The 11,319-nt window shown below is 58.3% G+C and carries 8 protein-coding genes and 4 pseudogenes; 10 read left to right on the top strand and 2 right to left on the bottom strand.

Going from position 1 to position 11,319, the window contains the following annotated elements; all coding sequences use genetic code 11:
- Positions 1 to 69 precede the first annotated feature (69 nt).
- The 4 genes from ASC97_RS10130 to ASC97_RS10115 all read left to right on the top strand — a co-directional run bounded on the left by ASC97_RS10130 (position 70) and on the right by ASC97_RS10115 (position 5,196).
- Positions 70 to 618 (top strand): TRAP transporter small permease subunit, encoded by a 549-nt coding sequence (locus ASC97_RS10130; protein WP_057468229.1) that lies wholly within the window; start codon positions 70 to 72, stop codon positions 616 to 618.
- Between the two features lie 15 nt (positions 619 to 633).
- On the top strand, positions 634 to 2,214 hold the full coding sequence (locus tag ASC97_RS10125; RefSeq protein ID WP_057468228.1) for a TRAP transporter large permease: 1,581 nt from the start codon (positions 634 to 636) through the stop codon (positions 2,212 to 2,214).
- A 48-nt stretch (positions 2,215 to 2,262) separates the two neighbouring features.
- A complete protein-coding gene (locus ASC97_RS10120) occupies positions 2,263 to 3,378 on the top strand; it encodes a TRAP transporter substrate-binding protein (protein WP_057468227.1) in 1,116 nt (371 codons plus the stop codon).
- Positions 3,379 to 3,858: 480 nt separating this feature from the next.
- A complete protein-coding gene (locus ASC97_RS10115; protein WP_057468226.1) occupies positions 3,859 to 5,196 on the top strand; it encodes a chloride channel protein in 1,338 nt (445 codons plus the stop codon).
- A gap of 335 nt (positions 5,197 to 5,531) precedes the next feature.
- Here ASC97_RS10115 and ASC97_RS10110 read toward each other — a convergent pair.
- A pseudogene (locus ASC97_RS10110) lies at positions 5,532 to 5,723 on the bottom strand (VapC toxin family PIN domain ribonuclease); the annotation flags it as partial.
- Between the two features lie 107 nt (positions 5,724 to 5,830).
- Here ASC97_RS10110 and ASC97_RS10105 point away from each other — a divergent pair.
- The 6 genes and pseudogenes from ASC97_RS10105 to ASC97_RS10075 all read left to right on the top strand — a co-directional run bounded on the left by ASC97_RS10105 (position 5,831) and on the right by ASC97_RS10075 (position 10,322).
- Positions 5,831 to 6,076 carry a CopG family ribbon-helix-helix protein gene (locus tag ASC97_RS10105; protein WP_057468224.1) on the top strand — a complete coding sequence of 82 codons (246 nt, stop codon included), beginning with the start codon at positions 5,831 to 5,833 and terminating at the stop codon, positions 6,074 to 6,076.
- Positions 6,073 to 6,363, top strand: a complete 291-nt coding sequence (locus ASC97_RS10100; RefSeq protein WP_057468223.1) for a type II toxin-antitoxin system RelE/ParE family toxin — start codon at positions 6,073 to 6,075, stop codon at positions 6,361 to 6,363. Before ASC97_RS10105 ends, ASC97_RS10100 begins: the two co-directional genes overlap by 4 nt.
- Before the next feature lie 157 nt (positions 6,364 to 6,520).
- A pseudogene (locus ASC97_RS10095) lies at positions 6,521 to 7,270 on the top strand (acetate/propionate family kinase); the annotation flags it as partial.
- 70 nt (positions 7,271 to 7,340) lie between these two features.
- Positions 7,341 to 9,004 (top strand): annotated as a pseudogene (locus ASC97_RS10085) (mechanosensitive ion channel family protein); the annotation flags it as partial.
- A gap of 330 nt (positions 9,005 to 9,334) precedes the next feature.
- Positions 9,335 to 9,763, top strand: a complete 429-nt coding sequence (locus ASC97_RS10080) for a plastocyanin/azurin family copper-binding protein (RefSeq protein WP_057468220.1) — start codon at positions 9,335 to 9,337, stop codon at positions 9,761 to 9,763.
- Positions 9,764 to 9,827: 64 nt separating this feature from the next.
- Entirely contained in the window at positions 9,828 to 10,322 is a 495-nt protein-coding gene (locus ASC97_RS10075; protein ID WP_057468219.1) for a cytochrome b, read from the top strand.
- A gap of 762 nt (positions 10,323 to 11,084) precedes the next feature.
- Here ASC97_RS10075 and ASC97_RS35225 read toward each other — a convergent pair.
- Positions 11,085 to 11,283, bottom strand: a pseudogene (locus ASC97_RS35225) (alpha/beta hydrolase family protein); the annotation flags it as partial.
- Positions 11,284 to 11,319: the final 36 nt, after the last annotated feature.

Raw genomic sequence — 11,319 nt, 5'->3', positions numbered from 1 at the left:
CATCCCCGCACGCGGCTAGCACTTGGAGGACGGCGCGCCTCAGGCTGCTGCCGCCGGGAGGATGTTCCAATGTCTGGCTTACTGACGCTTTCGCGTGCGATCGACGCGTTAAACACCTTTTTAGGCAAGGCGGTCTCTTGGCTGTTGCTCGCCGCCGTGCTGATCAGCGCCATCAATGCGACGACCCGCAAGCTCTTCAATCTCAGCTCGAACGCTTGGCTCGAGGCGCAATGGTACCTGTTCTCGGCGGCTTTCCTCATAGCCGCCGCCTGGACATTGCTCAGCAACGAACACGTCAAGGTCGACCTCGTCTACGGCCAACTACCGCGCCGGGCGCAGCTCTGGATCGAGGTTTTCGGCACGATTTTCTTCTTGCTGCCATTCTGCCTGGTGACGATCTACCTGTCCTGGCCGGTCGTGATCGCCAAGTTCCAGAGCGGCGAGGTATCCAATAACACCGGCGGGCTGATCCTCTGGCCGGTCTGGGCGCTAATCCCGGCAGGATTTGGACTGCTTGCCCTGCAGGGCGTGTCCGAACTTATCAAACGCATCGCCATCCTCAGCGGGACAATGCCGGATGCCGTCGCCTTAGCCGACGCAGAAGCACAAGCGCTCTAATCCAGGAACACCCTTATGTTTGCCTTCTTCGCGGAAAACCTCGCGCCGATCATGTTCCTGTCGCTGATCATCGTGCTGCTGCTCGGTTATCCCGTCGCCTTTGCACTCGCCTTTGTCGGCTTTGTGTTCGGCTTCATCGGCATCGAGATGAGCCTCTTGCCGATCAACCTCTTCGGCGCAATCCCGGATCGCATCTTCGGCCAAATGTCGAACGAGACATTGCTCGCCATTCCCTTCTTTACCTTCATGGGCCTGATCCTCGAGCGAAGCGGGATGGCCGAAGATCTGCTCGACACAATCGGCCAGCTTTTCGGCCCGATCCGCGGCGGCCTCGCCTTCGCCGTGATCTTCGTCGGCGCAATATTGGCGGCGACGACAGGCGTGGTTGCGGCCTCCGTCATCTCCATGGGTCTCATCTCGCTGCCGATCATGCTGCGCTACGGTTATGACCGGCGCGTCGCAGCCGGCACGATCGCAGCCTCCGGAACGCTGGCGCAGATTATCCCGCCGAGCCTGGTGCTGATCATTCTCGCCGACCAACTCGGCAGATCGGTCGGCGATATGTACAGAGGCGCGCTTATTCCCGGCCTCCTGCTTGTCGCAGCCTATGCAGGGTACATCATCGTCATGTCCTTTCTTCGCCCGCTGGGCGTTCCGGCACTGCCACCGGAAGCGCGGACTTTGCGAGGATGGAAGCTCCTCGCCAGGGTGATCACCTCGCTGGTCCCACCGCTCGTACTGATCTTCCTCGTTCTCGGAACGATCTTCATCGGCCTGGCGACACCAACAGAAGGGGGGGCTATGGGCGCGGTCGGAGCGCTGCTGCTTGCGGCATTCAACCGTCGCCTCGACCTCACGATGATGAAATCGGCGCTCTACGCGACAGCCAAGCTGTCGTCCTTCGTCATTTTCATCCTGCTCGGAGCCCGCGTCTTTTCACTGACTTTCTATGGCGTCAACGGCCATGTCTGGGTAGAGCATCTGATGACGTCGATCCCCGGCGGTGAGGTCGGCTTCCTGATCGTCGCCAACCTGCTGGTATTCTTTCTCGCCTTCTTTCTCGACTACTTCGAGCTTGCCTTCATCATCATCCCGCTGCTGGCGCCTGTCGCCGACGCGCTCGGCATCGACCTGATCTGGTTCGGCGTGATGCTGGCGATCAACATGCAGACCTCGTTCATGCATCCGCCTTTCGGTTTCTCGCTTTTCTATCTCAGATCCGTCGCTCCGACACGCGCATACAAGGATCGGATCACCGGCTCGACAATACAGCCCGTAACCTCGGGCCAGATCTATATGGGTTCACTACCCTTCCTGGCGATCCAGTTGGTCATGGTCATCATCGTCATTGCCTTCCCCGGCCTCGTCACCCACTACAAGTCGGGACAGGTGAGCGTCGATCCCTCGACGATCCAACTCAATGTGCCGATGCCGGGCGAAGGCAACGAAAGCCCGTTCGGCATGCCAGCCCAGCCTTTCGGCGCGCCAGAGCCATCGACCGGGGAACCCGCCGCACCGTCGTTCGACACGTCCGCGCCAGATTTCGGATCACCGACGCCGAGCTTCGACGCGCCGCCTACAGAACCTGCCAAATAAACGCCCAGGCGACCGCCTGAGCCGATCGATCAACCTGAGGAGGACTAAATGGCTAACACGATAAATCGACGAAGATTTCTGACCAAAGGTGCTATCGGCGGCGCAGCCACGGTGGTAGGTGCTGCACTAGCGGCGCCTGCCGTCGCGCAGGAATTGCCGACGATCAAATGGCGCCTGACATCGGGCTTCCCGAACAATCTCGACACCATCTATGGTGGCGCCGTCGTCATGGCCGACGCATTGTCGAAAATCACCGAAGGCAAATTTCAGATCCAGGTCTTCCAAGCCGGCGAACTGGTTCCCGGTCCGCAGGCGATCGATGCGGTCAAGGCCAACACGGTCGAAATCGCCCACACCTGCGGCTATTATTTCACCGGCAAGGATCCGACGTTCGCAATCGGCTCGACCATTCCCTTCGGCCTCAACGGTCGCCAGCAGAATGCCTGGCTCTATCATGGTGGAGGCAATGAAGCCTATAACGAATTTCTCGCCGATTACGGCGTGGTCGGCATTCCGGGAGGCGCGACGGGCGCCCAGATGGGCGGCTGGTTCCGCAAGGAAATCAAGAATGTCGGCGATTTGAAGGGCGTTAAGATGCGCATTGCGGGCGTCGCTGGCGAAGTCATGTCGCGGCTCGGCGTCGTTCCCCAGCAGTTGCCTGGCGGCGATATCTATCCGGCGCTTGAGCGCGGGACGATCGACGCCGCCGAATGGATCGGTCCGTACGACGACGAGAAGCTCGGCTTCTACCAGATCGCCCCGAACTACTATTACCCGGCCTATTGGGAAGGCGGCTTGACCATTCATTTCTTCATCAACAAATCCCAGTACGAAGCCCTGCCAGATGCCTACAAGGCAGCCCTCGACGCTGCCTGCAAATCGGCCAACATCAATATGCAGGCGCTCTATGACGTCAAGAACACGGCAGCGATCCGGTCGCTCGTCGGCAAGGGCGTCAAGCTCCGCCCGATGCCGCGTGACGTTATGGACGCCGCCTACAAGGCCTCCTTCGAACTTTATGCAGAATACGGTGAAAAGCACCCAGCCTGGGCAAAGATCTATCCCGGTTGGAAAAAATTCCGCGACGAATCCTTCGAATGGTTCCGCGTCGCCGAATACAGCTACGACAGCTACATGTACGCCGCACAAGCTGCCAAGAAATAGCTCTCGATAGCCGGGTTTCGCCCCGGTTTCATTTGCTGCTGGTGAAGACGGGGTTCGCGCAACACGCCGCTGCCCCGTCCGCAACCGCACTGCCAGGCAGCATCTCGACGCCTATGAAGGAGGCTGTAGCCAAGCCATGCAATTCCCAGGACTACAAAAACAATGAGCCACCTGGGGCCGTCAGCCACATGCCGCCGGAGGCGTCGGCCCGCAGACGACCAGCCTCGAACAGCTGAGTGCGCCAATCTCGAGGCGTCAGTTCCCGGACGCGGCGAGATCGCGTAGACGGTTGAGGTCGGTCACCCCGTTCTGAAACCACTTGAGCAGTTCAGGGCGACGTCCGGCCTCTGTTCGCTGTCCTGTTCGTTGGCCTTTGTCATGCTCGCAATTCTAGGCACATCGGGTCTGTTTTCAATTGTGATCTTCACGCGCTTTTGGCATTAGAAGACTTTACGACCTGCGTTATGTTTCGAGTCCGTCATGCCCATTCCCTATCACTATTACAAGCTTCTTCGGCGTTCCCGTGTGATCTGGGGTTCGTTGTCCCTCTGGCGGCCGAGGCTGGTTTTCTGGTGCGGGGCGCTAGCAATCGGAGTGATCAGCGTTGGTTTTGCAAAGCTTGCGGATCTGGCGCAGAAGGCCTTTGGGTCTCTCACCTCTCCCGGTGAATGGACGTTCCTGCTACCTCTGGTGTTGACGCCCGCGGGCTTCATCCTGTCGGCCTATCTGGCGACGACGCTTTTTCCGAATTCGGGAGGCAGCGGCATTCCGCAGGCAATTGCTGCGCGGCACTTGCGCGACGAGGAAGACCGGACGCGGCTGCTGTCGCTGAAGATCGCCTTCGGCAAGATCGTGCTGACGGTGCTCGGACTGTTTTCCGGCGCCTCGATCGGCCGTGAGGGGCCGACGGTTCAGGTTGGCGCGTCGATTATGCTCGCCGTCGCCCGCCTCAGTGGCATGGCGCAAGCACGCGGGCTGATTCTTGCAGGTTCGGCGGCGGGGATCGCGGCAGCTTTCAACACGCCGCTGGCCGGCATCGTCTTTGCTATCGAGGAGATGAGCCGAACCTATGAATCGCGGGCCAATGGGCTGGTACTAACCGCTGTCATTCTATCCGGCCTGGCAGCGCTCGGCCTTTCCGGCAGTTACAATTATTTCGGCATGGCCTCAGCTGCTCCCACCGAACTTCGCGACTGGGGACTGGTTTTAATATGTGGTGTCGGCGGCGGCGCTCTCGGTGCGGCATTCAGTGGTTTTGCGCTGCATTTCGGCCAGAAGATCCGGCGCTGGGCGCAACCGCAACCGCTGAGGCGCATGCTGGCGCTTGCGGGCGTCTGCGGGCTTGCAATCGCTGTCATCGGGGTCGTGTCCGGCGGGACGACCTTCGGCACCGGCTACGAGCAGGCGCGAAGTGCGGTAGAAGGCAATGCCCTTCCCTTGTTCTTCTTCGTCGAAAAGCTCGCTGCCAGCTTCCTGTCGATGCTGTCAGGGATCCCTGGCGGCATCTTCGCGCCGTCGCTGGCCGTAGGTGCCGGTTTTGGCAGCACCGTCGGCTCGGCTCTCGGCACCAGCATCGCACTCGCGGCTATCCTCGGAATGGCGGGATATTTCGCGGGCGTCGTGCAGGCTCCGATGACGGCCTTCGTCATCATCCTGGAAATGACCGGCGACCACCAGGCGGTGATCCCGATCATGGCGGTGTCGATGATCGGTTACGTGACCTCGCGCATTCTTTCCCGCGAGCCGCTCTATCACGGTCTGTCACGGGTCTTCATAGCGGCGGCGGTTCGGGCGCGGCGAGCGGTCGAGAAGGAATGAGAGCAACGTCGGCACGAAATCAGACGAAATCCCGCTCTCCGCTATCATTGACAACCTTGCGCAGAAAAAGCCCCCGGCGGTTCCGGGTACCGCGATCTTCCTTACGAGCGACGTCGAGGGCGCGCCCCAACGAGGGCACAGATCGTCCTCGCGGGGAAAAACCTGCAGTCTTCCATCTCATCGCCGTGTTGCTAACGCTCACGGCCGGCTTTTCCTGGGGCAACCCAGAGCTATTTCCGGCTTCCCCCGTCAACCGGGATTCTGGTCATCGGGCTGGGATCCTCGACGCTTCCCTCGCGCTCCCGAATGTCGCGCTTCAAAAACATTGCGGTCCGTCAGCTCGATTTCCAGATAACCGTCGCGACCGCGAGACGGTTTGCTAACGCTGCTATGTACCCATCGGCTTTGCCGATTGCCTTCCCAGACAATCGAGCACGCGTCATGAGTTCGGAGTAGAACTGCGAAGTTACCAGATTAAAGGGCAGGATGCGCTCGGAAAAGTCATTCTCAAGCCGGTTGCGCAAGATGCCAGCCTGAACCAACGCAAAAGCAGGGACCTGAAGAATAACCACTTGAACCTTGACGAACCAAAGTGGTTCAAAGATATTCAAGATGAACAAGAGAGGACCTCTTCATGACCGCATTCACGATCCGCGTCCCGGACGAAGTGGCCGACCGTCTGAACCAGATTGCTCAAAAGCTCGACCGTTCCCGCTCCTACATGGCGGCACAAGCCATCGAAGATTTCGTTTCACGCGAAGAATGGCAGCTCGCGGAAATTGAAGCCGGAATTGCCGAGGCGGACCGCGGTGAATTCGCCAACGACGACGATGTGGCGCGCGTGGTCAGCAAGTATGTCAAGGCGTCTTCTCGATCATGACGCAGAGGCGCATCCGCTGGACCGTGCGGGCATTGCGGCGGCTTGATGAAATCGGTGCGTACATTCAAAACGACGATCCAGATGCCGCTGCACGGGTTGTTGCCCGGCTCGTCGCGCCCGTCGATATGCTGGCAGAGCTGCCGGCCGCTGGACGCATCGGTCGCATCACCGGCACGCGGGAAGTTGTTCTGTCTGACATTCCTTACATCATCGGCTATCGGGTTCGTCAGGACATCGAAATCATTACCGTGATGCACGCCTCTCAGAAGTGGCCGAAGAAGTTGTAAAGGACCTTGCAGCGTGTGAGCAGCAGATCAGCAGCGGCGAAGCTGCCCCCTGACGATCCGTCTGACCTTGATCGGCGATGATGTAATCATTACTCTTGCCGAACCATTTTGATGCCGGTGGAGAAAATTGCCCCCTTCAACGTTTCGAAGCGTCGTCGATACCGCGTTCCACACCTCCCAATGCAGCCTAGCGACCAGGCTCGCGGTTCCTCGCACGTTGCACGACGCCGGCATTCGCCGATACGGTTTCCACGGTCTGTCTTATAAGTATATATCCACCTATCTTCAGAAACTGGCGCCTTCAGCGGGGGGCGGAAGAGTTATCTGCGCTCACCTGGGAAGCGGCGCAAGCGTCTGTGGGATGGTCGACGGGATCAGTATAGACACCAGCATGGGATTTTCGACGCTCGACGGCGTTCCAATGGCCACGCGGCCGGGTGCGATCGATGCCGGAGTGCTTATCCATCTGCTCAGATCCGAGTGTCCGGATGCCGACAAATTGGAGGACTTCCTGTATCACCGATGCGGTCTTTTGGGGGTCTCGGGAATAAGTGGTGACACTAAGGTGCTCCTAGAGGACTTCCACCCCGCCGCCAAGGAAGCCGTGGATCTCTTTTGCTTCAGGATTGCGGGCGAGATTGGTCGCTTGACCGTTTCCACCGGCGGTGTCGATGCGCTGGTGTTTACGGGAGGCATTGGTGAAAACCAGCCTGAAATCCGTAAGGGGATCGAAAGACACCTGTCATGGATGGGACTTTCTCTCAACGAGGCCGCCAACAGGACAAATGCGACAGTGCTGAATGAGAAGGACAGTACGATCGCAGCGTTCGTAATCCGCACCGACGAAGAGCAGGTCATCGCCGACGAAGGGCTCTCCCTCATCAGGCGACAGGGACTCCAATGGTAGACAACTTCACTATGCCCGGACGATAACTCGGACTCGCCGACGATTCCTAGCGTACAGGCATTATCTCTTCGAAGTAAGCAGTGCTGCGAGCAGGACCCGCGCAGAAGCCATGGCCAGTGGATATGCGCCTGTGTTTGCGATCTTTGCGGGCCTTGTCGCTATCGGTCTCGGGGCTGAACTGGTCTGGCGTCGACTGATCGACCGAGCTGATGGTCAACTCGTCAGGTTCGGATCTATCGGCATATTCTCAACCGTGACCACCGCAATCTTCTTTGCTGTCGATTGGCCTCCCCTCGCACGCTTGGCGTTGCTTGCCTACATTAGCGCGTTCATCGTCATCCGGTTGGTAGTAGCGCTGATGTCGTTGATAGATATTCCGCGTCGTCAGCGCAGTCGATTGTCCATTATTGCAGTCGTCCTTGCGATTTCCATTGCTACATCTGCTATCGCTGGACCGCTGGGCGTCGATCCCAATGTAGCCGAGGCTGTCTCGATCTGCTTTTCTCTTGTAGTACTCGTCTTAAGTCTCGAAACGGTGTGGTCGACATGGGAGGTGTCTCCATCTTGGAGGGCAGCCGGGACCGCAGTCGGCGTAATGCTCTGGGTCGCGTGGTGTCTCGATATGAAAGGGGTGTTCTGGCTGGCGTCTATGGGATTGCCCTGCCACGGATCCTGAGAGGAACTGCACGGATGAGCGCGGTACTCTCGTCCGATGCCGGTGGGCTACGACCCCTGCTGATAACCCACGGGATTCGGGCGACTGTCGTCGGCCTGGCCGTGGGTTGGCTAGCACTCGTCTGGCACCTCAATCCCGACGCGCCCGGGCGCCAGGACCCCTGGATCGAATCATTAGTCTATGGGGGCCTGAAGAGCGTTATTGTTCTTCTTCTCGCGGATCTTGTCTGGCAGTTGGTTAGGCACTGGATCGATCGTTCGTTGCGAGATGCCTCTGACACCACACCCCTTTCCCCGGCCAACGCCGCTCGGCGCGGACGGTTTCGCACCCTCCTGCCAATTTTTCGAAATGCGATTGCAGTCATGGTTCTCGTGATCGCCGGCCTGATCGTGCTCTCGCAACTCGGGGTTCAAATCAGACCACTGGTTGCCGGTGCCGGGATTTTCGGAGTCGCGATCGGCTTTGGATCGCAGACGCTAGTAAAAGACATAATCAGCGGCGTCTTTTACATGCTAGATGCCTTCCGTGTAGGCGAGTATATTCAGGCGAAGGACTACAAGGGAACTGTCGAAGGTTTCAGCCTGCGCTCGGTCCGTCTGCGCCATCATCGAGGTCCGGTTTTCACGGTTCCCTTCGGCGATCTGGGAGCCGTGGAGAACATGAGCCGGGACTGGGTTATCGACAAGTTCAGGATCTCGGTCGGCTACGACACCGACATCGAGACTGCTCGCAAGCTCACGAAAAAGATTGGCACCGAACTGAAGGCCGACGTCGAACTAGGTCCGCTCTTTATCGAGCCCTTGAAAATGAAAGGCGTCGAAGAATTCGGAGACTATGGCATCGTGTTGAGTTTCGGGATGACGACCGTTCCCGGCATGCAGACGTACATTCGGCGCAAGGCCTATGCGAAGCTTCGGGAAGCATTCCTCGCGAATGGAATTACATTCGCTCATCCAACTGTGCAAGTCGGTGGTGGTGACGACGAGTCCGGCGGAGCAGCGGCCGCGCAAGCTGCAATGCGCGCTCATCAAGCAAGTGCGGCGATCCGGTCTGGCTAGCTCCCACATCAGCGTCGCCGCTAATTATGTCTTGTGGCGGAAAGCCTCCTAGCCGACATTGAGACGACCGATGATAAAGCGGGGGGTGTGCTTAGACGGCTCCCCCACGCTGGCGCCAGCGTTTCCCGCCCGCGTTACCCGGCGAGGTCGTGTGAGGTTCTCGAAGCTTCCCAAGCTGAACATTCACGACCACTGGCGGGCCCAATGCGCCCATCGTCGAGACTGTCCTCACTCGTTGAGATCCAGTTGAGACGACTTTGTTCAGTTCTTTGTCAGCATCGGCTTATATGCGTTCGTCTGGGCTGCTCGAAATTAAAAGGTGAACACCAGATGCGATTTACCAGACACACCATTCTCGCGGCTATTGCCCTTGCCTGCATTGCCACCCCCTCATTCGCCTCAACCATCGTCAAAGTCGTTGAGGATGGAGAAGGCGGCGGCCCGATGACGTTGACGCTTGACCAATCGACAATAAAGGCAGGCGAAACGACCTTCATGGTCCACAACGACGCCATGACTGAGGAGCACGAAATGGTGCTGGTCAAGCTGAAGTCAGCCGATCAGAAGATGCCCTATATCGATGCAAAACAGCGGATCGACGAGAAGCACTTGAAGAGCATGGGCGAGGTATCCGAATTGAAGCCGGGTGCAGATGGCACGTTGAAGGCGAAACTCGCTCCGGGCGCGTATCTGCTGATCTGCAATATCAAGGGTCATTACGACGCGGGAATGCATGCCACGCTGGCGGTAACAGACTAGCGACAAACCGAAAGCAAAACGACCACTGACACGGGCGATCGGGATACTGTCGATCGCCCGTTTCATGGATGACACCGACAGAGGTCAGCTCCATTGCCGCATCCTTCATTGGTTGACGGCGGCGCTCGTCTTCTTCAATCTCCTGCTGCCCGATGGCATGAATGAATGGCATCGAAGCATGAGGCGAAACGGCTCAGCAACCGCTGATCAGATCGCCAGCGCCAACGTTCATGCTTACGTTGGCATTGGCATACTGCTTCTTGTGTTTTTGCGTCTTGGTCTTCGACTCTACCAGGGTGCCCCCCTTTCTCCATCGAGGGAGCCTGCGATCTTCCGCTTGGCGGCCAAATTCGCGCACGTTGTCCTCTATGCCCTTCTCCTGGCGATGCCGGCGACGGGAATGGCCTCTTACTATCTGGGCTTCGACAGTTTAGGCGGGGTTCATGCCGACATTCTGAAGGTCCTCCTGTGGGCGGTGCTCGGCGCTCATGTTTTGGGGGTATTGGTGCACCAGTTTTACTGGAAAACGGATGTTCTTCGACGCATGACGGTGGGCTAACGTGGCATAACGATCATCAGCTTACTGTCGTGAGCATTGCTGAGGGCAAGCATGTAACCTCGCGGGGCGCGACTGGGAAGAAATGTCGGTCGCCATTTACCGCGAGATCGACGGAAGGCCTGTTGAGGACCGTGGCGGCCGGCTTCGATCAATGTACTTCTCGCGGCATCGGTAGACCGGTTATGGGATTAACTTAAAGGGGCCTCTGGATCAAATAGTATGGTTTCTACGTGATCGATATTGGCGCGGAATGCTGCGTGCATTTGGATCGAAAGTCTCAACGAGCTACTGATAGTTTTCCTGAAACATAGAGGTCTCATCGGACCGGAAGCACTAGAGGGGACCCGTTCCACCTGAGCTGCATTCCTTTGGCAATGGCAGGCCGGGCGGCTGCACGGCGGCATGCTTATCGCGAATCGACGCCGCGCAAACCGGTTAGGCTTTCTTTCGCCAGAGACCTCTCGCGCAGCGAGGCGAAATTGGTTACTATCCAAAGTCAGCCTGACGGACGCGGCGGCTGATGGGAGCAAGAATGAAGACCCTTATGTTAATAAGCGTGATTCTGCTCGCATTCTGTTCAGCTGGATGTTCCCCGAAGAGAAATCTGCACGACTCAACAGTCAAAGGTGACCCTAAAGCAGTCACGAGCGCGCCCGAGCGAAGCAGAGATTGTACAAACAAGCCCAATTACGCCGGAATGATTCGCACTTTGTGCTATTAGAGCGAGTTCGCTTTCGGTTTCCGGCGGCCCGTGCGCTTGGACTTTGACGGGATGTAGTTCGACGGCCCGAACCCGTGCGACAACAGCACGATCGGCAGACTGTCGCCATTTTGCGGGTGCAGTCAGGCGCAGCTCAAGCGGCCGTCGGTCGCCCATCGGCAGACGGATCGGGGTATACGCCACTGTCAGCGTGGCTTCAGGCGAGGGAATGTGACGGGCCAAATTGATCAGATTGTTCATGGTCAGTGTCCTTAGAATGGCTTACTGAGTGAAAGC

This window comes from Rhizobium sp. Root1203 (assembly GCF_001424945.1).
In the GTDB taxonomy this organism is placed as follows: Bacteria; Pseudomonadota; Alphaproteobacteria; order Rhizobiales; family Rhizobiaceae; genus Rhizobium.
This window is presented reverse-complemented; position numbering and strand designations above follow the sequence as displayed.